At 74.2% G+C, this 26,508-nt stretch carries 21 protein-coding genes; 12 read left to right on the top strand and 9 right to left on the bottom strand.

Features of this window, described 5'->3' with window-relative positions; all coding sequences use genetic code 11:
* Positions 1-38 precede the first annotated feature (38 nt).
* The 4 genes from ABD284_RS17090 to ABD284_RS17075 form a co-directional block, all read right to left on the bottom strand.
* Positions 39-1,370 (bottom strand): UDP-glucose dehydrogenase family protein, encoded by a 1,332-nt coding sequence (locus ABD284_RS17090; RefSeq protein WP_344144548.1) that lies wholly within the window; start codon positions 1,368-1,370, stop codon positions 39-41.
* A 448-nt stretch (positions 1,371-1,818) separates the two neighbouring features.
* Positions 1,819-2,529 carry a hypothetical protein gene (locus ABD284_RS17085; RefSeq protein ID WP_344144546.1) on the bottom strand — a complete coding sequence of 237 codons (711 nt, stop codon included), beginning with the start codon at positions 2,527-2,529 and terminating at the stop codon, positions 1,819-1,821.
* 130 nt (positions 2,530-2,659) lie between these two features.
* A complete protein-coding gene (locus tag ABD284_RS17080; RefSeq protein ID WP_344144544.1) occupies positions 2,660-3,406 on the bottom strand; it encodes a hypothetical protein in 747 nt (248 codons plus the stop codon).
* A gap of 111 nt (positions 3,407-3,517) precedes the next feature.
* On the bottom strand, positions 3,518-4,990 hold the full coding sequence (locus tag ABD284_RS17075) for an LCP family protein (RefSeq protein WP_344144637.1): 1,473 nt from the start codon (positions 4,988-4,990) through the stop codon (positions 3,518-3,520).
* Positions 4,991-5,525: 535 nt separating this feature from the next.
* Here ABD284_RS17075 and ABD284_RS17070 point away from each other — a divergent pair.
* Positions 5,526-6,530, top strand: coding sequence for a glycosyltransferase family 2 protein (locus tag ABD284_RS17070; protein WP_344144542.1), 1,005 nt, complete (start codon positions 5,526-5,528; stop codon positions 6,528-6,530).
* A gap of 32 nt (positions 6,531-6,562) precedes the next feature.
* Here ABD284_RS17070 and ABD284_RS17065 read toward each other — a convergent pair whose 3' ends face one another.
* Together ABD284_RS17065 and ABD284_RS17060 are read right to left on the bottom strand one after the other, a co-directional pair.
* The gene (locus ABD284_RS17065) at positions 6,563-7,339 is read right to left on the bottom strand and encodes a glycerophosphodiester phosphodiesterase (RefSeq protein ID WP_344144540.1); all 777 of its coding nucleotides are present in this window, start codon (positions 7,337-7,339) and stop codon (positions 6,563-6,565) included.
* On the bottom strand, positions 7,336-8,166 hold the full coding sequence (locus ABD284_RS17060) for an IspD/TarI family cytidylyltransferase (protein WP_344144538.1): 831 nt from the start codon (positions 8,164-8,166) through the stop codon (positions 7,336-7,338). The genes ABD284_RS17065 and ABD284_RS17060 overlap by 4 nt, the downstream gene beginning before the upstream one ends.
* Before the next feature lie 281 nt (positions 8,167-8,447).
* On the opposite strand from ABD284_RS17060, the gene ABD284_RS17055 reads away from it, so the two are divergent.
* The 8 genes from ABD284_RS17055 (at position 8,448) to ABD284_RS17020 (ending at position 15,772) form a co-directional block, all read left to right on the top strand.
* Entirely contained in the window at positions 8,448-9,275 is an 828-nt protein-coding gene (locus tag ABD284_RS17055) for an ABC transporter permease (RefSeq protein ID WP_344144536.1), read from the top strand.
* The gene (locus ABD284_RS17050; RefSeq protein ID WP_344144534.1) at positions 9,275-10,093 is read left to right on the top strand and encodes an ABC transporter ATP-binding protein; all 819 of its coding nucleotides are present in this window, start codon (positions 9,275-9,277) and stop codon (positions 10,091-10,093) included. The genes ABD284_RS17055 and ABD284_RS17050 overlap by 1 nt, the downstream gene beginning before the upstream one ends.
* A 255-nt stretch (positions 10,094-10,348) precedes the next feature.
* The gene (locus ABD284_RS17045) at positions 10,349-11,278 is read left to right on the top strand and encodes a hypothetical protein (protein ID WP_344144531.1); all 930 of its coding nucleotides are present in this window, start codon (positions 10,349-10,351) and stop codon (positions 11,276-11,278) included.
* Positions 11,279-11,281: 3 nt separating this feature from the next.
* A complete protein-coding gene (locus ABD284_RS17040; RefSeq protein WP_344144529.1) occupies positions 11,282-11,923 on the top strand; it encodes a DUF5941 domain-containing protein in 642 nt (213 codons plus the stop codon).
* 16 nt (positions 11,924-11,939) lie between these two features.
* Positions 11,940-12,671: a phosphocholine cytidylyltransferase family protein gene (locus ABD284_RS17035; RefSeq protein ID WP_344144527.1), complete on the top strand. Its 732-nt coding sequence runs from the start codon at positions 11,940-11,942 to the stop codon at positions 12,669-12,671.
* A 5-nt stretch (positions 12,672-12,676) separates the two neighbouring features.
* Complete coding sequence (locus tag ABD284_RS17030) at positions 12,677-13,726, top strand: iron-containing alcohol dehydrogenase family protein (RefSeq protein ID WP_344144635.1); 1,050 nt, start codon at positions 12,677-12,679, stop codon at positions 13,724-13,726.
* On the top strand, positions 13,704-14,474 hold the full coding sequence (locus ABD284_RS17025; protein ID WP_344144525.1) for a CDP-alcohol phosphatidyltransferase family protein: 771 nt from the start codon (positions 13,704-13,706) through the stop codon (positions 14,472-14,474). The genes ABD284_RS17030 and ABD284_RS17025 overlap by 23 nt, the downstream gene beginning before the upstream one ends.
* A 467-nt stretch (positions 14,475-14,941) precedes the next feature.
* Positions 14,942-15,772 carry a glycosyltransferase family 2 protein gene (locus tag ABD284_RS17020; protein ID WP_344144634.1) on the top strand — a complete coding sequence of 277 codons (831 nt, stop codon included), beginning with the start codon at positions 14,942-14,944 and terminating at the stop codon, positions 15,770-15,772.
* 79 nt (positions 15,773-15,851) lie between these two features.
* On the opposite strand, the gene ABD284_RS17015 is transcribed toward ABD284_RS17020, so the two are convergent.
* The 3 genes from ABD284_RS17015 to ABD284_RS17005 all read right to left on the bottom strand — a co-directional run bounded on the left by ABD284_RS17015 (position 15,852) and on the right by ABD284_RS17005 (position 20,808).
* Entirely contained in the window at positions 15,852-17,081 is a 1,230-nt protein-coding gene (locus tag ABD284_RS17015; RefSeq protein WP_344144523.1) for a glycosyltransferase family 4 protein, read from the bottom strand.
* 220 nt (positions 17,082-17,301) lie between these two features.
* Positions 17,302-18,627, bottom strand: a complete 1,326-nt coding sequence (locus ABD284_RS17010) for a nucleotide sugar dehydrogenase (protein ID WP_344144521.1) — start codon at positions 18,625-18,627, stop codon at positions 17,302-17,304.
* 477 nt (positions 18,628-19,104) lie between these two features.
* On the bottom strand, positions 19,105-20,808 hold the full coding sequence (locus ABD284_RS17005; protein ID WP_344144519.1) for a glycosyltransferase family 4 protein: 1,704 nt from the start codon (positions 20,806-20,808) through the stop codon (positions 19,105-19,107).
* Positions 20,809-21,023: 215 nt separating this feature from the next.
* Here ABD284_RS17005 and wecB point away from each other — a divergent pair, with 215 nt between their 5' ends.
* From wecB to ABD284_RS16990, 3 genes are all read left to right on the top strand, one after another.
* Positions 21,024-22,127, top strand: a complete 1,104-nt coding sequence (gene wecB / locus ABD284_RS17000) for a non-hydrolyzing UDP-N-acetylglucosamine 2-epimerase (RefSeq protein ID WP_344144632.1) — start codon at positions 21,024-21,026, stop codon at positions 22,125-22,127.
* Between the two features lie 54 nt (positions 22,128-22,181).
* Positions 22,182-23,945 (top strand): hypothetical protein, encoded by a 1,764-nt coding sequence (locus ABD284_RS16995; RefSeq protein ID WP_344144517.1) that lies wholly within the window; start codon positions 22,182-22,184, stop codon positions 23,943-23,945.
* A gap of 319 nt (positions 23,946-24,264) precedes the next feature.
* Positions 24,265-26,391, top strand: coding sequence for a glycosyltransferase (locus ABD284_RS16990; protein ID WP_344144630.1), 2,127 nt, complete (start codon positions 24,265-24,267; stop codon positions 26,389-26,391).
* Positions 26,392-26,508: the final 117 nt, after the last annotated feature.

Here is a 26,508-nt window from a genome sequence, read left to right as displayed (position 1 = left end):
GCGCGAGCGGATCCGGGCGGGGGTGGCCAAGCCGGGTCTCAGGGCCGTCCCAGCGCCCGGTAGGTCCAGCCGCGGGCACGCCAGCGCTGCGGGTCGAGCGCGTTGCGGCCGTCCACGATCCGCGGCTCCGCCACCACCTTGGCCAGCTCGTCGGGGTCGGCGTCGCGGAACTCCGCCCACTCGGTCAGCAGGAGCACCACCTCGGCGTCGCGAACGGCCTCCAGCATGCTGTGCGCGTAGCGCAGGTGGGGGAACTCCTGCTTGGCGCGGTCCAGCGCCTCGGGGTCGTAGACCGTGACGATCCCGCCGAGATCGGCGATCGCGGAGGCCACGTGCAGCGCGGGCGAGTCGCGGATGTCGTCGGAGTTGGGTTTGAACGCCGCCCCCAGCACGCCCACCGTGCGCCCGTCGAAGCTGCCGCCGATGAGCCCGCGGGCGATGTCGACGGTACGCGCCCGGCGCCGCTGGTTGATGGCGTCCACTTCGCGCAGGAAGGACAGCGCCGGCTCCACGCCCAGTTCGTCGGCGCGGGCCATGAAGGCGCGGATGTCCTTGGGCAGGCAGCCGCCGCCGAATCCCAGCCCCGGCCCGAGGAACTTGCCGCCGATGCGGTCGTCGTGCGACAGCGCCTCGGCGAGCTTGATGACGTCGGCGCCGGCGGCCTCCGACACCTCGGCCATGGCGTTGATGAAGGAGATCTTGGTCGCCAGGAACGCGTTGGCCGAGACCTTCACCAGCTCGGCCGTCGGCAGGTCGGTGACCATGAACGGGATGCCCTGCTCGATCTGCGGCGCGCACAGGTCGCGCATCGCGGCCTCGACCACGGGGGAGTCGGTGCCGATGACGATGCGGTTGGGCCGCAGCGTGTCCTCGACGCCGAACCCCTCGCGCAGGAACTCCGGGCTCCAGCCCAGGTGCACCTCGGCTCCCGCGGGCACGCGGGCGGCGATGCGCGCGGCCAGCCGGGCGGAGGTGCCCACCGGGACCGTCGACTTGCCGATGATGACCGCCGACGCGGTCAACCGGGAGGCGAGGGAGTCGACGGCGGCCTCGACGGCGGAGAGGTCGGCCGCGTTGGAGTCGGCCCGCTGCGGGGTGCCCACGCAGAGGAAGTGGATGTCGGCGAAGGCCGTGGCCTCGTCGTAGTCCGTGGTGAACCGCAGCCGCCCGTTCTCGATGTTGCGCAGGAGGACCTCTTCCAGACCCGGCTCGTAGAACGGAACCCGGCCCGCGGAGAGGCTGTCGATCTTGGCCTGGTCGACGTCGACGCCCAGCACCTCGTACCCGAGTTCGGCCATGCAGGCGGCATGTGTGGCACCCAGGTACCCGGTGCCGATGACGGAGATCCTGCTGCGCGATTCTGCGACCAATGGTCCGTCCTTCCAAGCTGAGCTGGCGTCGCGGCCTTCGACGCCGACGCGGCTGCCGCCCGCGGCCTAGGCATGCTACCGCCGGGTCGGAAGAGGGTCGGCGCCGGAGCCGACGCGCGTCCGGGCCGCCCGGCGCAGTGGCCGGGCGGTCGCCCGGAGAACGCTCGGGCGTCTGCGGATGTGTTGTGGGTGCGGGCGCCGCGGCGATGCGCGCGCACCTGTCAAGAGGTGTTTCCGGATTGGTGCCCGGAGCAACGTCGACCGGCCCGCAGGGTCGGGGACCGCTTGCGCCGGCGGCCGGCCGTCGGGCCGATACCGCTCCGGGTCCGATGGTGCGGCGGCAGTGTGGCGCAGCTCGGGCGGCTGCTCGACCACAAGATTACCCGTGGGTAAAGACGGTGTCGCCCGCGGCGAGCGGCGCGTGCGCGGCGGTCCGGGGCGCGGCGGCTCACGGGCCGGTGTCGCGGTCCTCCCAGCGCCGCGGGCGCGGCTCGTTCCAGCCCGTCGCCCCCGGTTGGGGCGCCTGCTGGTCGCGCGGGTCGGACACGTGGTACCGCGGGGGCATGCCGTCGGCATCCCAGGACATCGTCCGCGTGCTCTCGGTGCCCGTCGCCGGCGTGTCAGCCGATCCGGCGGGCGGGGCGGGCTCGGCGGCGGAGGAGTAGCCGGAGTAGCGGTCCTCGTAACCGCCGTAGCCGTCGTAGTCCTCGTCCCCGCGGTCCTCGCGCACGCGGCGCCGCCACCGGGAGGGCGGCAGGGCCGAGACGACCAGCATGGCGCCGGCCAGGACGAACGCCGGACCCCACGCGAACCACGGCCGCGAGCCCGCGCCCTCCACGTCCAGGAGGCCCTCCAGCCCCGGGACCGGCTGCGGCAGCCCCGCCGTCTCGACCACGCCGGCGGCGAGGAGCGCCAGCCCCGGCAGCAGCGCCGCCAGCGGCGACAGCCGAGTTCCGGTGACCAGCCCCAGCAGCAGCCCCACCACGGCCAGCACGCCTACGGGCGCCGCCCAGGCGGGCGCCCCCGGCACAGCGGTCAGGTCGTAGTCGACGCCCGCCCCAGCGGTCCAGTGCGGTGCCCAGGCGAGTCCGGCCGCGAGGACGGGGGCGGCCACGACACCGGCGAACAGCCCGAGGGTGTGACGCAGGCCGTTGGACATGGACGGACTCCCTCATGCGGACGCGCGCGGACACCACACGCTAACCGCGGGAGCCGCCGCATGCCAGAGGTGTGCCGGGCTCCGGCCGCGCCCGGACCGGCGCGCGCCGCGGACCCGCGGGCCGACCGGCTCAGCGGCGCTCTTCGCGCTGGAACTCCAGCGTGTCGCTCTGCGGCTCCGGCGCCTTCGCGCGCCAGCGCGGCCGGCCGATGTTCCGGCGCCGCATGGGCGTGGTGGTCTTGTCCGGGTCGCCGTGCTCGGGCACGGCGCCGCCCGGGCCCGCGGGCGCGGGCGGGTCGCGGGGCGGGGCCCCGCCCCCGCCCGGGCCGGCGGCCGCGGGCGGTTCGGGCGGCGCGGCGGGGGCCGCGGGCCCGGTCGGCCGCCCGGGTCCGTGCTCGGTGCGGGGACCGGGCACGCTGTCGGCGGGGTCGGCCTGCTGCGGCGCTGCGGGCCCGGCCGCCTCGGCGCGGCGGGAGCGCCACCGCGACGGCGCGAGCGAGGAGATGAACAGCAGGGTGCCCAGCGGCAGCGCCAGCAGCAGCACGGGGCCCAGCGGGTGCAGGACCGAGTCGTCGGCGATCCAGTCCGGCAGTGCCGAGTCCACCGTGCCCGGCGCCAGCACGGGCCACAGCGCGTAGCTCAGCACCAGCCCGCCGCAGCAGAAGGCGGCCAGCGGCGAGATGCGGGCGCCCGCCAGGAAGCCGCAGGCGACCCCGACCGCCATCAGCACGCCGACGGCGGTCATGGTCAGCGGTGCGTCGAAACCGCCGCCCTCGCCCACGGTCGTGGAGACCCGCTGTGCGGACCAGGCGAGCCCGCTCCACAGGGCCGGAGCGAGGGCCGCACCGGCCAGCAGGCCGATCAGATGGCGCAGCATCGTGCCTCCAGTACAGATCGCCGTACACCCCGGCGGTGCCGGGACCCCCACGGTAGCCCGCCCGCCTCCCGCCGCCGCCCGAGCGGAGGCGCCGCGGCGGCGGGCGACAGGTCAGCCCTCGCAGACCTTGTCGCGGGCGGTCGACGGGGCGGAACCGGCGGCGCCGCCGCCGGCGCCCTGCGGGGACGCGGACGAGGAGGCGGGCGCCGCCGTCTCGGGCGCGTCGACCTCCCGGTAGTTGAAGCCCACCACGACCTCGATCCGGTCGCCGAGCCCGGGATCCTCCACCAGCGACGACCCCGGCACCGTCTCGGCGACCATCCGGGCCTGGGCTTTGTTGTCCGGCGCGTGCCGCAGCACGGTCTCGGCCACCTCGGAGCTGGACCAGTTGCGCGCGGGCGAGGGCACCCGGAACCCGGCGTCGCTGAACGCCCGGCTGACCTCGGCGCCCAGCCCCGGGATACCGGTGCCGTTGAAGACCTGGAGGCTGACGTCGGCGGGGCGGGGCCCGGCGTCCTCTTCGCCCCCGCCGGAGGCCGAACCGCCGGACCCCCCGCCGCCGAGCGGCTTGTCGGCGTTGATGCGCGCGAACATCTTCGCGGCGGCCTGCTGGTCCCAGGTCACCGCAACGTCGCCGTGCGGCGTCCAGAAGTCCGTCCGCCCCACGGGCACCGTGGTGAGCGTGACGTCGCCCAGGCCGACGCCGCGCAGCTGCCCGGCGAGCTCGTTGATGGCGGCGGTGTCCAGGCCCTCGTCGACGGTGACCGAGTTCAGCGCGGTGTCGACGAAGTCGCCGAAGCGCTGCGGGTCGGAGAGGGTGTCGGTGCTCAGCGCCGTCTCCAGCATGGCCGAGATGACCTGCTGCTGGCGCTCGATCCGGTCGAGGTCGCCGCCCGCCGTCTGCCGGGTGCGGGCGAACGCCAGCGCTTCGGTGCCGCCGACCTCGTGCGTGCCGGCCGCCATCTCAAGGTGGGCCTTGGGGTCCTCGATCGGCTGGGGCAGGCACACCTCGATGCCGCCGAGGGCGTCGACCATGTCGACGAAACCGGTGAAGTCCACTTCGACGTAGTGGTCGATGCGCACGTGGGTCGCCGATTCGACCGTCCGCACGGCCAGAGCCGGCCCGCCCAGGGAGTAGGCCGCGTTGATCTTGTTCTCGCCGTGGCCGGGGACGTCCACCCAGGAGTCGCGCGGAATCCCCACGACGGTGATGTGCTCGCGCTCCGCGTCCAGGTGGACCAGCATCATCGTGTCCGAGCGGCGCCCCTCGGCGCGGCCCACGCCCAGTTCGTTCTGCTCGGAGCGGTCCATGCCGTCGCGCGTGTCGGAGCCGATGACCAGGAAGTTGAGTGCGCCGGTGGTGCCGGCCTGCGGGCGGTCGCCGTCGGCCAGCCCACTGAAGACGTCGAAGCGGTTGAGCCGGCCCGAAACCCACCCCGTCAGCGACCACGCCGTCCCCGACGCGAGCAGGACCACCACCGACAAGGTCCCGGCCAGAAGGAGCGCGACGCGCTTGCGGCGCACACGGCCGCTGGGCGGGGTGAACCCGCGCCGCGGCTCGGGGGGAGTCGGCGCGGAGCGCATGCGGCGGAACTCGCCGCCGCGGTCGGCTCGGTTCCCGCTGCTCCGGTCGTCGCCCGGGCGGTTGCTCACAGCACCCTCCGTCCGCTCGCCGCTCCGCGGTCCTGCGCGGGCGGAACGGGGCCGGCGGTGCGGCAGGCGGCAGGCCCGGAGCGCGCCCTTCGGCCGACGCCGTCCCCACCTCCTGCGAAGAGGACGCTGCGCATCGCGTGCCCATCGGTTCCGCGCGTGTCCACCGGCCCTCACTTCGCCTCTCTAGGTTGTCACCGAATCCACCGATCGGTCGCCCGATGTCAGCTCTCGGCGTGTTGCCCCCTTCCTGCCGAGCGCGCGGCGTTGGCGTGTCGGCCCCTGTCCTGGTTCGACGCATCCGGCGCCCGTCCGGTTCAGGCGCTGCGCGCCGCCGCCCGCCGCCCCGGGTGGAGGCGGGAGACACCGGTCACCGTGGGCGGGCGCGGCCGGAGAGTGCAGTACCGTATCGACTGCGAAGCCGCGAACCGGCCTCGCTCCCAGTGCAGCCCGACCGTTGGAATCGCCCGTGACCTGGCCGGCCGTATCCGTCGTCATGCCCGTGCTCAACGAGGAGCGCCATCTGGCGTCCGCAGTCCGCCACGTCCTCGCGCAGGACTATCCGGGCGAGCTGGAGGTCGTGCTCGCCGTGGGCCCCTCCGCCGACCGCACCCGCGAGGTCGCCCGCGGCATCGCGGCCGAGGACGAGCGGGTGAAGGTCGTGGACAACCCGACTGGCCGGACCCCCACGGGGCTCAACGCCGCGATCAAGGCGTCCTCGCACGGCATCGTCGCCCGCATCGACGGGCACTCGATGATGCCCGCCGACTACCTCGCCGTCGCGGTACGCACCATCGAGGAGACCGGGGCCGACAACGTCGGCGGCATCATGGCCGCCGAAGGCGAGACCCCGTGGGAGAAGGCGGTCGCCGCCGCCATGACCTCCAAGGTGGGCGTGGGCAACGCCCGCTTCCACACGGGCGGCGAAGGCGGCCCGGCCGACACCGTCTACCTCGGCGTCTTCCGCCGTTCGGCGCTGGAGCGCGTGGGCGGCTACGACGAGGCGTTCCTGCGCGCGCAGGACTGGGAGATGAACCACCGCATCCGCACCAGCGGCGGCACGGTCTGGTTCGAGCCGCGGATGCGGGTCTCCTACCGCCCGCGCCCGAGCGTGCGCGCCCTCGCCAAGCAGTACTTCAACTACGGCCGCTGGCGGCGCGTGGTGGCCCGCCAGCACAAGGGCACGATCAACCTCAGGTACCTCGCACCGCCGGTCGCGCTCTGCGGAATCGCGGCCGGCCTGGTGGGCGGCGTCGTGTTCTGGCCCGCCTGGCTCATCCCCGGCGCCTACGCGGCCGCGATCCTCGCGGCGTCGGTTCCGCTCGGCCGCGGGCTGCCCGGGCGGTCCCGCCTGAGCATCCCGCTCGCGCTGGCCACCATGCACATGGCCTGGGGCGCGGGCTTCATCACCAGCCCGCCCAGCCTCGGCGCCGACTCCCGCGTGGCCCGCGCCGGCCGCGAGCAGCACGCGTAGCCCGCCGCCCGGGCCGCCGGGCGGCGGCCGCGTCAGTGCGACTTCAACGCCGCGACCACGCCCGGGACGTCGTCGACCACCACCGCGTCCACGCCGGCCGCGGTGAAGCGGGCCGCGTCGACCGGATCGGGGCACCAGGCGAGGACCTCCAGCCCGGCGCGGTGGGCGATGTCGGCGGTGTAGGCGACGCCCCGGCGCCCCGGACGTTCGGGATCGCCGGTGAGGCCGAAGGACCGGGCGTCGATCGCCACCAGCTCGCAGCCCAGCCCCGCGGCTCCGGCGACCGCCTGGTCCAGGGGGTTGCGCACGAACGGCATCCACGCCAGTGGAATCTCCGGCGCCCCCGACCGGACCTCCATCAGCACGGCGGGGTCGAACGAGCAGACGATCACGCGCTCGCGGCCGGCCGCGGCGCGCCGGCGCTCGGCCTCGCGGCGCACCGCGGGCAGCAGCAGCGCCGTGGTGCGCCGCTCGGGCGGGTCGACCGCGTCCTCCATCACCGTCTTGACGTCGACATCCACCCCCACCGCGTCGGGGACGGCCGCGAACGCCTCCTTCAGGGTCAGCAGCCCGTGCTCGCGGCACACGTCCGCGGGCAGGTCAACGATCGGCCGGCCGTCGGGGAGGGCGGCGTCGTGGTGGACGACCAGCACGTCGTCGGCAGTGCGCCGCACGTCGATCTCGATCCAGTGCGCCCCGGCGCCGACCGCAGCCAGATAGGACTCCGCGGAGTTCTCCCGGTAGCCCGAGTCGGCGCCGCGTCCGAAGCCCCGGTGGCCGACGACCGCGGGCGCGTTGAACACGCTCACCTGCGGGACTCCCGCCGCCGGTCGCGGGTTCCGGTAGCGGCCGGGCCCGATCCGCCGTCCCCGGCCGCCCTCTGCTCGCGCAGGCGCAGCAGGGTCTCGGCGATCTCGACGTCGCCGGGGTTGGTGACCTTGATGTTGGCCTCGTCGCCGGCGATGATGCGGACCTCCTCCTCGGGCAGGTAGCGCAGCACGACGCCGCAGTCGTCGGTGGCGACCAGCGCGGGGTCGGCCAGCGCCTTCCGGTAGGCGCGGCGCACCACTCCGAGGCGGAACCCCTGCGGGGTCTGCATCCGCCGCAGCGAGGAGCGCGGCGGGACGTCGCGCAGCACCTCGGCGCCCCCTGAGCCCGCGGAGACCTCCACGACGGTGTCGCCGGAGGGGACGGCGACCCCCACGGCGCCCGCGCTCGCCAGGGCGCCCACGCACGCGCCGACGACCCCCGGTGTCACCAGCGGCCGGGCGGCGTCGTGCAGCAGCACCAGGTCGCCGTCGCCGCGGTGCTCCAGCGCGCGCAAGGCCGCCACCGACGTCTCGGTGCGGCTCGCGCCGCCCGGCAGGACGGCGGAGACGCCGCCGAGGCGCGCGGCGATCTCCTCGGCCTCGGCCCGGTGCTCGGGCACCATCAGCACGATGACGTCGTCGACCTCGGGAGCGGCGCAGAACGCGGCCGCAGCGTGCTCCAGCACCGGGCGGCCCGCCAGCGGCAGCAGCTGCTTGGGCCGCCCACCGCCCATGCGCGCGCCGACGCCGCCGGCCAGCACGGCCGCCGTCACGTGGGGGCGCGCACCCGCTGGCGCGTGCGCGGGCGAGGCGGGGTCCACCTGCATCGTCGTCCTCTCTGCCGCGGCCGTCGGCGCCGGCCATCGGCGGGGCTGCGCTGCCCTCCCGGCGCCGCAGCCGAGATTAGCCCACCCGCATCGGGGCGGCCGGTGCGCGCCGGAGCGGAGGGGGCCGCGTACGGCCGCCGGTAGGCTGGAACCCCCGCCGCGCCGCCGGATCGGGCGGTGCTGCCGGGAGCGCGAGGCGCCCCTGCCGCGGGCCGCGGCGGGAGGCGGTGAGGGATGCGCAGCGGCTCCGCCCGCGGCGGCGGGAACGGGCAGGAGGTGCGGTGGCGTCACGCGCGCTCGCCGTCTGGCGGAACCGGCGGGTCGTCGGCCTCCTGGTGCGGCGCGACCTGAAGGTCAGGTACCAGAACTCGGTCCTCGGCTACGCGTGGTCGATGCTGGAGCCCCTGGCGATGGCGGGGGTGTACTTCTTCGTCTTCGGCCTCGTCTTCGACACCGACCGCGGGGTTCCCGGCGGCGGCGACGCCCCGGGCGGCTACCCGCTCTTTCTGATCTCGGGCCTGCTCCCCTGGCTGTGGTTCGCCCAGTCGCTCAGCCAGGCGCCCACCGCACTCATCAGCCACAGCAGGCTCATCACCACGATGCGCATGCCGCGCGAGATCTTCCCCGTGCAGGCGGTCGCGGCCAAGTTCGTCGACTACCTGTTCACCTGGCCGGTGCTGCTGGTGTTCGTGTTCGCCCTGGGCGGGCGCACCAGCGCCGAGGGCCTACTGGTGTGGCTGCCGCTGGCGATCGCGGTCCAGTTGGTCCTCTCCCTGGGCATGACCCTGCTGCTGGCGACGCTGAACGTGCTCGTGCGCGACGTCGAGCGCGTCGTGCGGATCCTGAACCGGGTGCTGTTCTACGGCTCCGCGATCATCATCCCCTCGTCCCTGGTCCTGGAGTCCGACCGCCTCCCCGCCTGGTTCGTCACGCTGTTCCAGTTCAACCCGCTGCTGGGCATCTTCAAGATGCACCACGCGGTCTGGTATCCGGCCGACGCCCCCGGGGCGCTGGTCCTCTCCACGAGCATCGGCGGAGCGGTCCTCGTCCTGGCCGTCGGTTACGCGACGTTCCGGCGTCTGGAGACGTCGGTGCTGAAGGAGCTGTGATGGGGGAGACGGGACGGCCCGTCATCGAGGCCGAGGGGCTGGGCATCCGGTTCTCCGCGGACCGCAGGCGCCGACGCGGCCTGCGCGAGATGCTGCTCGGCACCCGGCGCGGCCCGGGGCCCCGCGGCGCGTTCTGGCCGGTGCGTGACGCCTCCTTCCGCATCCACCGGGGCGAGTGCGTGGGCATCGTCGGCAGGAACGGGACCGGCAAGTCCACGCTGCTCAAGCTGATCGCGGGGGTCCTCATCCCCGATGAGGGGAGGGTGGAGGTCCGCGGCCGGGTGGCGCCGCTGCTGGAGCTGAGGGCCGGGTTCAACGGCCGCCTCACCGGACGGGAGAACATCCACCTCGTCGGATCCCTGCACGGGATGGGCCCGGGTGACATCGAGGAGCGCTTCGACGAGATCGTGGAGTTCGCCGACCTGCGCGACGGATCCGTCGACACACCCGTGCGGCACTACTCCAGCGGCATGAAGGTCCGGCTGGGGTTCGCGCTCATCACCCGCCTGGACCACCCGATCCTGCTGGTCGACGAGGTGCTGGCCGTCGGCGACGAGGGGTTCCGGGCGAAGTGCTATGCGGCGATCGACCGGATGCTGGCCCAGGGCCGGACGATGGTGCTGGTCTCGCACAACGAGGCCGACCTGCGCCGCTTCTGCTCCCGCGGCTTCTACCTGAAGGACGGTGCGCTGGCCCTGGACGCCGGCATCGACGCGGTGCTTCGGGCTTACCAGGCGGACCGGCGCGCCGAGCGCGCCGAGCCGGCTGACCAGACCGAACCGGCTGAGCGCGGCGGCGCGGTCGGCGACGCGGACTAGGGGGCGCGAGGCGCGGCGACCGGGCGGCCCGACCCGCCGGTTCTGCGCCCGACCCCGGCGGCGGTTCACCTCTTCCGGCGCCTGCGGTGTGCCGATGGTTGCCACGCGTACCCCTTCGGGTACACGGTGAACGCGAGGCCGCGTGGGAGGGGCACTGCCGTGTCAGATGTCGATGCGCGCGCCGGACGCGGAGGCGGCAGGCGCAGCGGTCCGACCGGTCGGCGGTGGCGCCCGGTACGGGTGAGCCCGTCCGCCATGACGCGGATCGGGGTGGTGCTGGCCGTCGCCGCCGGTGTGTGGTTCACCGAGGGCGGACCGCGCGGCGCCGTCATCGGCTCGCTGCTGCTGGGCGCGGTGGTGCTCACCGACGCCCTGGCGCAACGGGTGCGCGCCGCGCGCCGCGACCGGCTCGACGTGTGGCTTGCGCTGGTCCTGGGGCGGCTGCGCGAGTACGCGGTCTACGCCGGGCTGGCGATCGGCGGCACGGCCGCCGGCGTGGCCGACGCGTGGGGCTGGGCCGCGGGCGCGCTCATCGCCGTCGCGCTGCGCGACTCCCTGGCCGCCGCGCGTCGGGCCGGCGCGGGCGAGCCCGAGTGGAGTCCCGAGTCGGGTCTGCCCCGGCCCATTGATGCGGTCGATCCCAGCCGGCACCGTGAGGACGGCTCGCCCGGCGACGCCTCGCTGACCGCCGAGCTTCTGGGCCGCGAGACGGCCGAGGACGACACCGCCGCGTCCGGCCCCGACACAGCGCCCGACGCCGCGCCCGACACAGCACCCGACGCCGGCGAGGGCGGCGGGAGCGCTTCCGGGGCCCCCGCGTCGGCCGAGGGCGCCGACGGCGCAGCGCTCTTCGGCATCCGCACGGTGCCCAAGGGCGCCCCCTGGCCCGGCTGGGCCGAGGTCCGCGCCGAAGCCCTCGGCGAAGGCGCGCCGGGCTCGACCGCACCTGACGCGGCAGAGAGCACGGCAGACACCGGCGGCGACGCGCCCCGCCGCGGCGGCGGACCGCGCCGCGCTCTTCTCGCCCGGCTCGCCGCGTTCCCGCAAGCCGCACGATTCGCAGCGGTGGCCCTTACGATAACGATTTGGGACGCACGGGTGACGTTCATCGCACTGATCGCGGGCTGCGCCCTCGCGGCCGCCGCCGACCTCGCCAGCCCCCCGGACGACGACATCGCGAGGTGAGCCGTGGGCGTTGCCGCTTCCCCGCCCGGAACCAGCGTGGACCTGCGGTTCCTCCGCGATGACGGCCACCTGAGCACCGCCATGGGCCGGATCGTCGCAGGCGGTTTGCCCCCGCTGCCACCGACCCTCGCCGGGGCGCTGGTGGCCGGAGTCCTGATGGCGACGGGACTCAACCACCTGGCAGGCATTACCCTGTTCGCACCGGTCGCCGCGCTGCTGCTCTCCGGAGTCGCCTCGGGGCACCCGCACGACGGACGGTTCGACCGGCTCGTCCCGCCCCTCCTGCGCGCGACGGAGTACCTTTATCTCCTCGCGCTCGGCTACGGGTCCGGCGTAGGCGGCCCACTGGTTTTCGTACTGTTGGCTGCGGTCGCGCTGCACCACGCAGACGCCGTGCACCGCACCCGCACCGGTCTGCGTCCGCCGGCCTGGGTCATGCGGGCGATGCTCGGTTGGGACGGGCGGATGCTGGTCCTGGCCGCTGGCGGGGCACTGGGGTGGCTGCCGTTCGCCTACGGTGTGCTGACGGGTTACCTCGCGGTACTGCTCGTGTGGGAGGCCACGACGAGCTGGCTGGCGGCCCCGATCGCGGAAGCGGAGGCTCCGCGCAACGAATCGGGAGGCGTGGACGCCTCCACGACGTAAGGAGGAACACGCCTACATGCTCGGTATGGTTCTTGCCGCAGGAGCCGGGCGCCGACTGCGCCCCTACACCGACACGCTGCCCAAGGCGCTGGTGCCGGTCGATGGTGAGACCACCATCATGGACATCTCGCTGCGCAACCTCGCCGCCGCGGGCCTGACCGACGTCGTCGTCGTCGTGGGGTACCGCGCCGAGGCGGTCGAGCAGCGCAAGCAGGAGATGGAGCGTCGCCACGGGGTGCGGCTCACTCTGGCCTACAACGACAAGGCCGAGGAGTGGAACAACGCCTACTCCCTTTGGACCGCGCGCGAGTTCTTCTCCGAAGGCGTCCTCCTCGTCAACGGCGACACCGTTCACCCGGTGAGCGTGGAAGAGACGCTACTGGCCGCGCGCGGACCGGAGCTGCTCCTCGCGGTGGACAGCGCCAAAACACTGGCTGACGAGGAGATGAAGGTGACTCTGGACGAGTCCGGCCATCTCCGCCGCATCACCAAGCTCATGGACCCCGCCGAGGCCGCCGGCGAGTACATCGGCGCGACCCTCATCGAGGGATCGCTTTCGGACCGGCTGGCCGACGCGCTGCAGGCCACCTGGGAGCGCGACCCGCAGCTCTACTACGAGGACGGCTTCCAGGAGCTGGTCGACCGCGGCGGCAAGGTCGCCGTCGCGCCGATCGGCGAGGTCGACTGGGTCGAGGTCGACGACCACGACGACCTGAACCGCGCTCGGGAGATCGCATGCCGCTACTAGCCCGGATGGTCAACGCGCCGCTGGCGATCGACGTGCGCCAGGGCGCCATCGCGTCGCTGGGCACGGTGCTGGCCGACCGCCGCATCGCCAACGAGGGCCGCATCGCCGTCGCGGTCGGGCCCGGCCAGGGCTCCCAGATCGCCGGCGAGCTGGACCTGCCGCACTGCGAGGTCTTCAAGGTCGAGGGCGGCAGCGTCGACGTGGCCACCGAGCTGGGCAAGAAGCTGCGTTCGGGCGCCTACGAGGCGGTCGCCGGCATCGGCGGCGGCAAGACGATCGACGTCACCAAGTTCGCCGCCTCCATGGCCGGCATCCCCATGGTCGCCGTGGCCACCAACCTCTCCCACGACGGCATCGCCTCGCCGGTCAGCTCCCTGGAGCACGAGAGCGGCAAGGGCTCCTACGGCGTCACGATGCCCGTCGCGGTCGTGGTCGACGTCGACTACGTGCGGGCCGCACCGCAGCGCCTGGTGCGCTCGGGGATCGGCGACGTCGTCAGCAACCTGTCGGCGATCGCGGACTGGGAGCTGGCGGGCCGCGAGCAGGGCGAGCCCGTCGACGGCATGGCCGTGACGTTCGCCCGCACCGCCGCTGAGGCCATCGTCAACCGGCGCGACACCGTCGACTCGCAGGACTTTCTGACCGCCCTGGCCGAGGCGCTGGTGCTCTCCGGCATGGCGATGTCGGTCGCGGGCTCCAGCCGCCCCGCCAGCGGCGCCTGCCACGAGGTGCTGCACGCGATCGACCAGCTCTACCCGGGCACGAGCAACCACGGCGAGCTGGCCGGCATCGGCGCCCTCTACGCCTACTTCCTGCGCAGCCGGTACCAGGGGTTCGGCGAGGAGCGGATGAAGGACATCCGGGCCTGCCTCGACCGCCACGGCCTGCCCGCCCTGCCCGGCGACGTCGGCCTGGACGAGGAGCAGTTCGCGCGCGCGGTGGCCCACGCCCCCGCCACCCGGCCGGGGCGGTACACGGTCCTGGAGCACCTGGCCCTTTCGGACGACGACATCAGGCGGAGCGTGGCGGAATATGTCAAAGCCATCGATCGATGAGGTGCGTTCGGGCGGCCAGCCTGAGGGGATCAAGGAGCGGCTGAACGAGGAGCACTGGGCGGGCCGCCTCTACATGCGCGACCTGTCGCCCTACTTCAGCGTCGTCTTCATCCGCCTGGGCGTTCCCCCCAACCCCATCACCTACCTGATGATGGCCACCGGGGTGCTCGGCGGCGCCGTCCTCGCGCTGGGCGGGTTCTGGTCGGCGGTGGCGGCGGTCGTGCTGATCCAGCTCTACCTGCTGCTGGACTGCTCCGACGGCGAGGTCGCGCGCTACACCGGCCGCACCAGCGTCGCGGGGATCTTCCTGGACCGCATCGGCCACTACCTCGCCGAGGTCGCCCTGCTCATCGGCCTCGGGGTCCGCGCCCAGGGCGGGCTCGACGCCGGCGGCTGGGTGATCGGCGGCATGGCCGCGGCCCTCGGCGCCGCCCTGATCAAGGCCGAGACCGACAACGTGGTCGTGGCCCGGGCGAAGGCCGGGCTGCCGGAGAAGGTCTCCGACGCGGCGCTCCAGCCCCGTTCGCCGCGACTGGGCATGGCCCGCAAGGCGGCGGCCGCGCTGCGGTTCCACCGGGTCATCCAGGCCGTCGAGCTCTCGCTGCTGGCACTGGGAACCGCCGTGATCGACCTGGTGCGCGGCGACCTGATGGCCACCCGGGTGCTGGTGGTCGTCTGCGTCGCGGTGGCCGCGCTGCAGACGCTGCTGCACATGGTCAGCGTGCTGGCGTCGCGCCGGTTGGAGTAGACCCACCCGCCGCCGCCTCCGCCGCCCGGTGGGGGACGCCGACTCGCGCGGAGTCCCCCACCGGCGCCCGCGGGGGGCGCGGGCCTCCGCGCCTCCCCGGTCACAGTCGGCGACGCGCGGGGCGACACGCCCGATCCGCCGCCCGATTCCGCACCGCACGACCGCGTGCCGCGCGTCAGCTACGGGCGTGTCGTCGGCGCTCCCCCCTTATCCTCTTGTTAGCCGTTTCATGCGACGGTCATTCACTGTCAACCACGAGTCCAGGTTCACGAACGGTTCCCATGACCAGTCCAGGTCTGCCGAGCGGCCCCGACCCAGCCGCCGCTCCCGAGTCCGCAGAGCCGTCCGCTCCCGCGCCGCAGCACGTCGCCGACGGCGAGGCCGCGCTGTCCCGTACCGTTGACGGATCGGATCCGGCCGGGCGCGGAGGGGAGCAGCGGTTGAAGATCTCCTGCGTCATCCTGACGATGGGGACCCGGCCGGCCGAGCTCCGCCGCGCGGTCACCAGCGTGCTGGAGCAGGAGGGCGCGGAGCTGGAGCTGATCGTGGTCAGCAACGGCGCCGAGCTGCCCCCGCTGCCCGAGGACGTCAAGACCGTCCGGCTGTCCGAGAACATCGGCATCCCCGAGGGCCGCAACCACGGGGTCAAGGCCGCAGACGGCGACATCGTGCTCTTCCTCGACGACGACGGCTGGTACCGCTCGCGCGACCTCGCGCGCCATGTCAGCGGCCGCTTCGCGGCCGATCCCGGCCTGGGCATCGTCACCTTCCGCATCGTCGACCCGGACGGCGGGCCCGACCAGCGCCGCTACGTGCCGCGCCTGCGCGCCGGCGACCCCCTGCGCTCCAGCCGCGTCACCACGTTCCTGGGCGGGGCCGCGGCCGTCCGGCGCGCCGCCTTCGACGCGGCCGGCGGGCTGCCGGGCGGGTTCTTCTACGCACACGAGGAGAGCGACCTGGCCTGGCGCGTCCTGGACGCCGGCTACCACATCGAGTACGACGCCGAGGCGGTCATGTACCACCCCTCGACCCACCCCAGCCGGCACGAGGACTTCTACCGGCTCAACGCGCGCAACCGGGTCTGGCTGGTGCGGCGGAACCTGCCCTGGCCGCTGGCGCTGTCGCACCTGGGCGTGTGGATCGGCATCACGGTGCTGCGGGTGCGGTCGCTGTCGGCGCTGCGGGCGTGGTTCCGCGGGTTCGGCGAGGGCTGGCGCGGCGACTGCGGCCGGCGCAGGCCGATGCGCTGGTCGACCGCCTGGCGCATGACCCTGGCCGGGCGCCCGCCGGTCATCTGAGGTCCGCCGGGCCGACCGGCGAGCCGATCGGCGGCGGACCTCCGCCCGGCTGAGGGCCCTCAGCGGCGCTCGGGCGGTGTCACAGCGGCATCCGCCTGGCGGGCCGGAACTCCGCGGGCTCCGGTTCGGGGCCGGACTCCGGCGCGGGCGGTGCCGCGGGCGCGGCCTCCGGCGCATCCGCGCGTCCGGGCGCGGTGCGCGCCTGCCGCGGAAGCCGGGGCGGTGCACCGGCCCATTCCTCCAGCTGCCGCACGAACGGCTCGGCCTGCTGCGGCCAGTGGAACCAGGAGCGGGCGACGGCGTGCCCGGTGGCCGCCAGACGCTCGCGCAGCGCCTGGTCGGAGCGCAGCGCCAGCACCGCGTCGACCGCCGCGGACGGGTCGCCGTACGGCACGACCGCGCCGCACTCGCCCTCGGGCCGGCCGGTGACCAGCGAGACCGCCGCAGGGTTGGGCGTGCTGACGACCGGCAGGCCGTGTGCCATGTACTCGACCACCTTGGTCGGCAGCGAGCTGCGGTAGTTCGGGGTGTCCTGCAGCAGGCAGACGCCGGCCAGCGCGCCGGAGACCATTCGCAGGGCCTGGTCGTTGGGCACGAAGCCGTACCACTCCACGGCCTCCTCGCGCTGGGCCTCGCGCAGCAGCGGCCGGATGCCCGGATCGGCGGCGCCGATGATCTCGACCCGCACGCCGTGCGGGCGCAGCATCCGGCCCATCTCGATGAGCTCGTGGGCGCCGCGCGCGGCGGAGAGGTGACCGAGGTAGACGACCCGGTCGGTGCCGGGTCTGCGCTCGGGCCGCTCGGGGACGTAGGTGGTGTTGGGCACGACCGGGTGCGCCAGGGCGAAGCGCTCGCGGTAGCCCTCCTCGGCCAGCAGCAGGTGCATCCGCTGCTCGGCGCGGCGCTCGAAGCCCCGCACGACCGGCCCCAGCGGGCGCCGCAGCGGCCGGGGCATCCACGGCTTGGTCAGCAGTGCCGCCGCCGCGTCCTCGTGGACGTCCCACACGGTGGCGGGGCGCGTGCGCGGCAGGGCGAGGAGCAGCTCAGGATCGTGGAAGAGCAGGACGTCGGCCTGGGGAGCGTGATGGGCCAGGGCGGCGCGGGCCGCCCGCAGCGACGCCAGGCGGCGCCTCCCGGTCGCGCGCGGCACGTCGACCGGTGTCAGCTCCCGCCACGGTGTGACGCCGCGGTCGGCGAAGGGCGCCATGTAGGTGACCCGGTGCCCGGCATCGAGCAATGCGCGGATCTGGCGGTGCAGGATGCGCGCGTCCTCGGGATGGTGCACCACGGTGGCCACGAGTGCGTGCATATGCGAATTCACCACTTCCGAACGCCGGTTTCCGGGCGCTTCCCCTGTTGGAGCTCTGCCGCTCCGTATCCGACATTAGGGAGACGGGGAAACAGCAGGTGAAAACCGGGGTTACGCCGGGAGGTTGAGTGGATGAAGCCCTGACCGCGGCACTCCCGCCCGCCACCGCACTCGGCGGGTGCGGGGCGGGCGCCGCGGCGGACCGAAGGCGGGCGCGTCTTTATAGGACCACCGCGCCTTCGCGCTCGATGGGCGCGGTGGTGTGGCCGTCCTCGTGCACCGTGCCGGCGGGCAGCCGCCGCAGCACGCCGCGGGTGTCCAGGAGCAGCCGTGCGTGCTCGGTGAGCAGTTTGGGCGTGTAGGCGCTGTGGTCGGTGAGCAGGATCGTCAGGTCGGCCTCGGCCATGGCCTGCTCCAGGTCGGTCGCGCGCGGGAGCGCGTGCCCGTTCAGGCTCCACTCCTCGACGTGCGGGTCGTGGTAGGTGAGCGTGGCGCCCTTCTCGGCGAGCTTGCGCGCGACCGGGCGGGCCGGCGACTCGCGCTGGTCGGCGATGTCGGGCTTGTAGGTGACGCCCAGGAGCAGCACCCGCGAGCGCGACAGTGCCAGACCGGAGTCGTTGAGCAGCTCCAGGGAGCGCTGCAGCACGTAGCTGGGCATGCGGGCGTTGATCTCCTGGGCGAGCTCGACGAACCGGAACGGATAGCCCAGGGTCTTGACCTTGTAGGAGAGGTAGTTCGGGTCGATCGGGATGCAGTGCCCGCCTACGCCGGGGCCGGGGTAGAACGCCTGGAACCCGAACGGCTTGGTCGCGGCGCAGGAGATGGAGTCCCACAGGTCCACGCCCAGCTCCTGGCAGAAGATCGCCATCTCGTTGACCAGGGCGATGTTGACGTGGCGGTAGGTGTTCTCCAGCAGCTTGGCCATCTCGGCCTCGCGGGTGCCGCGCGCCTGGACCACGGTGTCGACGAAGCGGCGGTACAGCGCGGCCGCGGTCTCGCCGCAGCGCTCGGTCATGCCCCCGACGACCTTGGGCGTGTTGGCCACGCCGTAGGTGGCGTTGCCGGGGTCGATGCGCTCGGGCGAGAACGCCAGGTGGAAGTCGGAACCGGCCACCAGGCCGGACTCCTCCAGCAGCGGCCGGAGGACCTCCTCGGTCGTGCCCGGGTAGGTCGTGGACTCCAGGACCACCAGGGTTCCGGGCGCGAGGTGCGCCGCTATGGCGCGTCCGGCGGCGGCGACGGCGCCGAGGTCGGGGCCGCCCTCCTCGGACAGCGGCGTGGGAACGCAGATGACGACGTTGCGGGTGCCGGCGATCACCGATGCGTCGGTGGTGGCGGTGAACCCGCCCTCGACCATCTCGGCGATGTCGGCCGAGTCGAGGTCGTCGACGTGCGAGCGGCCGGCGTTGAGGTCGGCGGCCACCGCGGAGCTGACTTCGAGCCCGGTGACGGTGAGCCCGGCCCGCGTGGCCTGGTGGGCCAGCGGCAGGCCGACGTAGCCCAAGCCGATGACGACCAGATCCGATGTTGGGGTTGCGACGTCCACGGGGGTCACCCTCGCCTTCGTTCTTTTATCGGGGAATCCCGAGGTGCCCTGCACGGCCATTCCGGTGACGAGGACGCGCGAGTACGGCTGCGCGTTGGCTCGATTGGCGAGATGGCCTATATCGGTCAGTCTCCGCCGACTTCCCCTGCGGCTTCCCGAATTGGTGTAAGGCGCGCATCGGTCGTCCGGTTCCGTGCCTGTTCAGCTACACATCCGCACTGACGCACGCCTCTCCTGGGACCGACTCTAGGGCAGGGCCGCGGGAGCGCTCGGTCGAAACTCTTACATGTTCGGAGGATTTAACCCCCAGGCCACCCAGGATTTCTGGGTTTGCCGATGTTTCGGCGAAATGCCGGTGAACTGGGAAAACGCCGTTTCCACAGGGTTCTGCGACGTCCGCGGGTAAGGGCTGGGCGCGGCGCGCGTGGAGCGCGGGTGCCCCGGGCGGCCGCGGGCAGCCGCGGGGCCGGTGCCGGCTCAGGCCCGCAGCGACGCGTAGGCCTCGATGTAGCGGTGCGCCGCGGCCTCCCAGGTGCGGTCGCGGCCCACCCGCTCGCGCGCGGCGCGGCCGTAGTCGGCGCGCGTGCCGGGGTCGGCCGCCAGCTTCTCCAGGCAGTCGGCGAGCTCGCCGGGGTCCTGGGGCCGGACCAGCTCGCCGGTGGCGCCCGGATCGACGATCTCGCGCAGCGCCTCCAGGTCGGAGGCCACCACCGGCAGACCGCCGGCCATCGCCTCGACCGGTTTCAGCGGCGTCACCATGCGGCTGACGCGCTCGTCGCGCCGCGGCACCGCGAACACGTCCAGAGCGGCGTGGTGGCGGCGCACCTCGTCGGCCGGGACCCGGCCGGGGAAGTGGGCCGCCGCGCCCAGCCCCGCCGCCGCGGCGCGTTCACGCAGGGCGCCCAGCTCCGGGCCGTCGCCCACGATCAGCGCGTGTGCGGCCACACCGCGGCGGCGCAGCTCGGCCACGGCGTCGATCAGGGTGTCGAGGCCCTCGTAGCCGTAGCAGCTGGTCGTGGTGCCGACCACGAACCCGTCCTCGCCCGCGCCCAGCTCGCGGCGCAGGCCGGCGCCGTCGGGCAGCGGCTCCAGGAACGCTTCGTCGACGGCGTTGGGCACCACGATCACCTTCGCGGGATCGACGCCGCGCCCGGTGATCTCGGCCCGCATGGTCTCGCCCAGCGTCACGACCAGGTCGGCCTCCTGCATGCAGGCGGTCTCTCGGGCCCGCTCGGCGGTGTAGAACGCGTCCTCGGTGCTGCGCGAGGGGTCGCGCGAGAGCCAGGACTCCTCCAGGAACCCGCGCACCTCGTAGACCACCGGCAGCGAGAGGCGCCGGCCCAGCTCCAGGGCGAGCCGGGCGTTGCCGTGGTTGCTGGCCGCGTGCAGCACGCCCGGTCGCAGCCTCCGCGCCAGGGGCAGCGCCAGCCGCAGCCCCGCACGCAGCTCGGCGGACGGGTCGGCGGGCGCCAGCCACGGCAGCAGCCGGTGGTAGCGCACGCCGTCGACCTCCACCAGCCGGCGCGTGTCGGCGATGCCCTTGGTCAGCGGGTAGCCCGCCCGGGTGGCCACGTGCGGTTCGAGCCCGGCGGCGAGCTGGCCCCGGGCGATGCGGTGGGTCCGCTGGGTGTATCCGGCGTTCGTGTGCGGCAGGGCGTTGGTGACCAGGTGCAGGACCCGCCGGGAATCGCCGGATTCCTGATCGTTCATCGTGTCGTGGTGTGGCGTTCTCCGCTTCGGCGCTACGGTGAGGTCGTGCCACCGGCCCGAGGGCTCTGCACGGACGGCGCGGCCCGTCGTCAGCGCCAGCCGGTGCGCCAGCCCGGCGCGGATCCGGTCCTCGGGAAGCATCGCGATGAGCTCCTCGGCGACTCCGGGCTGCTCGACCGCCAACGCGAACGCGGTGAGACGGGCGAGGCGACGGTTGGAGGCTCCATGGGCGGCGCTGCGGAGGGCGTCGATCGACTCCGCCCGGTTGCCCGCGTCCCACAAGGCGTAGGCGCGGGGGAGGGCCCCGGCTCGGCCCAGGGCGGCGCGCGCCGGCGTCCGTGCGCGTTCGGGCAGCAGCCGCAGCCCGAGCAGCGGCAGCCGAGCGGGTTCGGTCCTCAGGTGTCGCCAGGTCAGGCTCGCGGTAAAGGTGGCCGCTTTCACGAAATTGCGCACGGTGGGGTATCCAACCATGTCGAAGTGATCCTCCGGTGACACCTGAGCGTCCAACTGTCGCGAACCGGGGGATCGGAAACGAAGGGAACACGATGTCGTCAGCACCGGCCGCCCGTTCCAGCAGCGACCGAGCCGACGGAGCCGGCGCCGATGGCGAGGCGGCTCCCGGGCGCACGGCCGAGTCTGCGCTCGCACCGCCGTCCTACGACGGTGGACCCGGCGCCGGCGAGATCGTGCACATCGTCGGCGCACGGCCGAACTTCGTCAAGGCGGCTCCGGTCGTGTCGGCTCTGGCGGCGCGGGGCCTGCGCCAGTCGGTGGTGCACACCGGCCAGCACTACGACGACCGCATGTCGGCGGTCTTCTTCCGCGAGCTCGGACTGCCCCGCCCCGACGTCGACCTCGGCGTGGGCTCGGGCTCGCACGCCCAGCAGACCGCGGCGCTGATGACCGGCCTGGAGGAAGAGTTCACCTCCCGTTCACCGGGTCTGGTCGTCGTCTACGGCGACGTCAACTCCACGCTGGCCGCCGGCCTCGTCGCCGCCAAGCTGCACATCCCCGTCGCCCACGTCGAGGCAGGGCTGCGCTCCTTCGACTGGTCGATGCCCGAGGAGGTCAACCGCCGGGTCACCGACCAGCTGGCCGACCTGTGCTTCGCCACCAGCCCCGAGGCGGTCGGCCACCTCGCCGCCGAGGGCGTGGCCGTCGACCGGATCCACCTGGTCGGCAACCCGATGATCGACACGCTGCTGGGCAGCCTCGACCGGTTCGACACCGCGGCCCTGCGTGAGCGCCTGGACCTGCCCGAGTCCTATGTCGCCGCCACCCTCCACCGCCCCGCCAACGTCGACGACCCCGACGTCGTCGCGCGCCTGGTGGCCCGCCTGCACGAGGTCGCCGACCAGATCGACGTGGTCATGCCCGTGCACCCGCGCGGGCGCGCGGCCCTGACCGCCGCCGGCCTGGACGGCCACCCCCGCATGCACCTGCTGGAGCCGCTGGGCTACGTCGACTTCGTCACCCTGGTTCGCGCCTCCACCGCGGTGGTCACCGATTCCGGCGGCGTCCAGGAGGAGACCACGATCCTGCGCGTGCCGTGCCTGACCCTGCGGCCCAACACCGAGCGGCCGATCACCATCACCCACGGCAGCAACCGCCTGGTCACCGATTCCGAGCTTCCCGGCCTGGTCTCCAAGATCCTGGCCGGCGAGGGGCTCGGCACGGCGGCGGGCGCCGACGTGCCGCCGCTGTGGGACGGCCGCGCCGGCGAGCGCATCGCGGCGGTCCTGGCCGACTGGACCGCCGCCCCCGCGGCGAGTGCGAACCGCGGTGCCTGAGGCCGTGCTCGATGCCCGACCGGATCCGCAACCTCCCAAGGCAGGAAGTGTCCCGTGAAACGGCGTGAACTGAGCCACACCGAACAGCTGCGCCAGGCCCTCTCCGAGCGGGAGGCCCAGCTCCAGGAGGCCAAGGCGCGGCTGGCGGCGCTGGAAGGCTCCACCTCGCTGCAGGTGGGCCGCGCCCTGACCGCGGCGGCCAAGCGGCCCGCGCGCGGCCTGGTCCGGCTGCCGCGCGACCTCTTCCGGCTCTGGCGCAAGGCGGGCCGCACCGGCCCGGCCACCGGACGCGGCCGCAAGGCCCAGCCGGTGCGCTCCTTCGACGCCGAGCGCGAAGAGGCCCGGCTGCTCTCCGGCGGCGTGGGTGTGCGCGACAGCCGGCTGGTGGTCGCGGGCGTCCTCTCGCCCGAGGTCCGCGCGGCGCTGGAGCCCTACGTCCTGGTCGTGCCGCTGCGGCCGCAGGACGCCCAGGCGGCGTTCGAGTCCGTCGACGTCGACGTCGTGTGCGTATCGGCCTCGGCCACCGCGCCCGGCTCGCTGTGGGCCCACGCGGGCGACCCCGCCGTCAGCGACCGCACGCGGGTGCTGAACTGGGTGGTCGAGTCCGCCGAGGCCCGCGGTGTGCCCACCGTGCTCGTCGCCGACGCCCCCGCCCCGCCCGGCCTGGCGGCGCTGGAGTTCGACCACGTGCACCGCGGCGACACCGGCGTCCCCCTGCACCGGTTCAACCCCGTCGCCGCCGAACCCGAGCGCGCCCCCGACCCCGCCTACGTGCCCTCGCCCGCACCGGCGGGCGCCGTGGCCGACCGGCTCGTCGCGCGGCTCGCCGAGGACGGCCTGCGCCGGCTGTCCGGAGGCTGGCAGGAGCTGCCCGACGGGCTGCGCGCGTCCTCCGGCGTGGTCGTCGACGACTCCTCGCTGGCCGACCGGGCCCTGGTGTGCGGCACCCGCGCCCTGCTCCTGGGCGGCGTCCAGCACGGCGCCGAGGACGGCGGGCGCGACTCCGCGGTCCGCAAGATCGCCGCCGACGCCGCGGCCCTGCGCTCCACCGCCGCGGCCGACGAGCTCCACCGGCTGCGCCAAGCCGGTCCCCTCACCTCCGACGAGCTGCGCCTGGTGCTGCGCTCGGTGTTCCTCACCGACGCCACGCCGGTGCGCCTCGCCGAGATCTTCGGCCGCCTGGGCTTCGCCCCCGGATCGGGCAGCCCCTCGCTGCCGCTACGCGGCCGGCAGGCCGCCCTGCTGGCCATGCCCGGCGACGACGCCGACAGCCTGGCGCTGGCCGGCGACGTGCTGAGCCAGTCCCAGGCCCCCGCCGAGGTCGTCGTGCCCGCGAGCGCGACGAACCTGGCCGGTATCGAGCGGATGCGCTCGCACGGCGTCCCGCTGCGCGAGGCCGAGGGCGCGGTCCCCGACGGCGCACCCCGGCCCGAGGACTGGGCGCGCCTGGCCCGTGCCGCGTCGGTGCCGTGGGCGGTCCTGTGGACCGCGCCGCGCGGCGAGCACTACCTCGCCGACCTCCTGTGCGCGGCCGAGTGCTCCGGCGCCGACGCCGTGGGGCCCGCGGTGCCGTCCTGGCGGACGGCGCAGCAGCCGGACGGGGACTCGGCGGACGCGGTCGGCCACGCGGCGGCCGAGCAGGAGTATGTTTTCGTGAGCGCGATCGTGCCCGAGCTCGCTCGCCGGGAGCTCGTCGGCCGCGCGCTTCAGCCGGGCGTGTGGAACAGGCACGGCGCGCGGCTGCTCGCCCTCGCGCCGCTGCGCGGCACCGAGGCGGGCGCTGCCGACCGCGCCCGCAGCACGCCCAGCGCCGGCTGATGCCGGCCCACCATCCGTCCCCCAAGCACACCGCCGTCAGCGCAATCCGAACAGGTCGGCCGCCGACCCGGCTCCGGGTGGGCCGAGCAGGCCGGGACGGCGCCCGCACGGGCGCGGCCCGGAGTATCGGAACGAAGGGAAGCACGTGACCAACCATCCTCGCGAACGCGAGCGAGCGAGCGGAGTCGGCGACGCTCAGGGGCCCCGGGCCGACCGCACCGGCGGCGCGGCGAGCGAGCGGCCGAGGAAGCTGCGCGCGCTCGTCTACGGCGACGTCGACCTGAACATCATCGACGGTTCGGCGATCTGGGCGCAGTCGATGACCCAGGGCCTGGCCGCGGCCGGGTGCGAGGCCACGCTGCTGCTCAAGGCGCCGGTGACCACCGACCGCCTGGTGGCCCCGCTGTCCGGGGTCGCCGGGGTGACCGTGCGCCGCACCCACGAGGAAGGCCTGGCGCCCGAGGCGGGGCAGCGCGGCCTGACACCCGAGCAGGCCGTCGAGCTGATGATGCGGCTGGACTCCGAGGACCGCTTCGACCTCGTCGTGGTGCGCGGCCGCCGGCTGGCGATCGCCGCGTCGCAGAGCGAGCAGCTCGCCGGCCGGCTGTGGACCTACCTGACCGACGTCCCCCAGACCGTCGCGGAGATGAACGCCACCGCGGTCTCGGAGATCTCCGACATCGCCGTCGCGTCGCGGTTCCTGCTCTGCCAGACCGAGGAGCTGCGCGGATTCCTGGAGTCAGCGGTGCCCGCCGCCTGCGGCAAGAGCGTGCTCTTCCCGCCCGTGGTGGTCACCCCCGACGACGCGGTGAGCGACGGTGCCCCGCACGAGCCGCTCAAGCTCGTCTACACCGGCAAGTTCGCGCCGCGCTGGAACACGCTGGAGATGGCGCAGCTCCCGGCGGCCCTGGCCGAACGCGGCGTGCCCGCCGAGCTGCACATGATCGGCGACAAGGTGCACCGCGACTCCGCGGAGTGGGCGCGCGACATGAGCAGGGCGCTGGAGGGCACCGAGGGCCTGGTCTGGCACGGCGGCAAGCCCCGCGCCGACGCGCTGCGGCTGTCGGCGCAGTGCGACGTCGGCCTGTCCTGGCGTGATCCCGGGATGGACGCGAGCCTGGAGCTGTCCACCAAGGTGTTGGAACTGGGGGCGCTGGGACTGCCGGTCGTGGTCAACCGCACCCCCATGCACGAGCGGCTGCTGGGCGCCGACTATCCGCTCTACGCGGGCGAGACCACCGACTCGGTGGCTGACACGCTGACCCTGGCCGCCGACCCCGACATCTACCGCGAGGCCGCCGAGCGCTGCCGCGCGGCCGCCGCCGACTTCACCCTGGAGCGCGCCGCCGAGCGGCTGAGCGGCTACCTGGAGCTCGCCTGCCCCTCGGCGCCCTCCGGCACGGACCCGGAGCGGCCGCTCAAGGTGGTCATCGCCGGCCACGACCTGAAGTTCTTCACCCGGCTGGCCGAATACCTGACGTCGCTTCCCGGTCTGGACGTCCGAATCGACGAGTGGGAGTCGCTGCGCAACCACGACCAGTACCGCAGCCGGGAGCTGGCGGCCTGGGCCGACGTGGTCATCTGCGAGTGGTGCGGCCCCAACGCGCTGTTCTACGCCGAGCACAAGCGCACCGACCAGCGGCTCGTGGTGCGCCTCCACCGCTTCGAGCTCTACGCGGAGTGGCCGCGCAAGCTCGACATCGACAAGATCGACGCGGTGGTGTGCGTCAGCCCGTACTACGCCGCGCTGACCCGCGAGCTCGCCGGCTGGCCCGCCGACAAGGTGGTCGTCCTGCCCAACTGGGTCGACGTGGACCAGCTCGACCGGCCCAAGCTGCCCGGCGCCGAGTTCACGCTGGGCATGGTCGGCATCGCGCCCAGCCGCAAGCGGCTCGACCGCGGTGTGGAGGTGCTGGGCGAGCTGCGCCGGCGCGACCCCCGCTTCACGCTCGCGGTCAAGACCAAGCAGCCGTGGGACTACTGGTGGGTGTGGAACCGGCCGGAGGAGCGCGAGTACTACGAGCGCACCTACCGCACCGTCCAGCGCGACCCGCTGCTGGCCGAGGGCGTGGTGTTCGACCCGTTCGGTCCCGATGTGGCCACCTGGCTGCGCCGCGTCGGGTTCATGCTCTCCACCAGCGACGACGAGAGCTTCCACCTCGCGCCTGCCGAGTGTGCCGCCTCCGGCGGCATCCCCGCGGTGCTGACCTGGCCGGGCGCCGACACCATCTACTCCGGGCGCTGGCTGCACGACAGCCCCAAGGAGATGGCGGAGGCCATCCACGCCGTCGTCTCCGAGGGCCGCTTCGACGCCGCGCGCAGCGCCGCCAAGGCCGAGATCACCGAGAACTACGCGCTGCGGCGGGTATGCGAGATGTGGACCGACCTGATCGTCCACGGCAAGGTGCCCGCCAGCCGCGACGCCGCGGGAGCCGTCACAGCCTGAGCGCGCCTCGCCCGGCCCGGCGGGACGGACGCCGGGCCGGGCGGGTGCGCGCGGCAGGAAGCGGAAACGGCGGCGGGGCCGGAACCGAGGAACACTCCTCGAATCCGGCCCCGCCGC

This window comes from Streptomonospora arabica (assembly GCF_039531585.1).
Lineage (GTDB): Bacteria > Actinomycetota > Actinomycetes > Streptosporangiales > Streptosporangiaceae > Streptomonospora > Streptomonospora halophila.
Note: the sequence above shows the minus strand (reverse complement) of the source record. Positions and strands in the feature narration are given on the sequence as shown.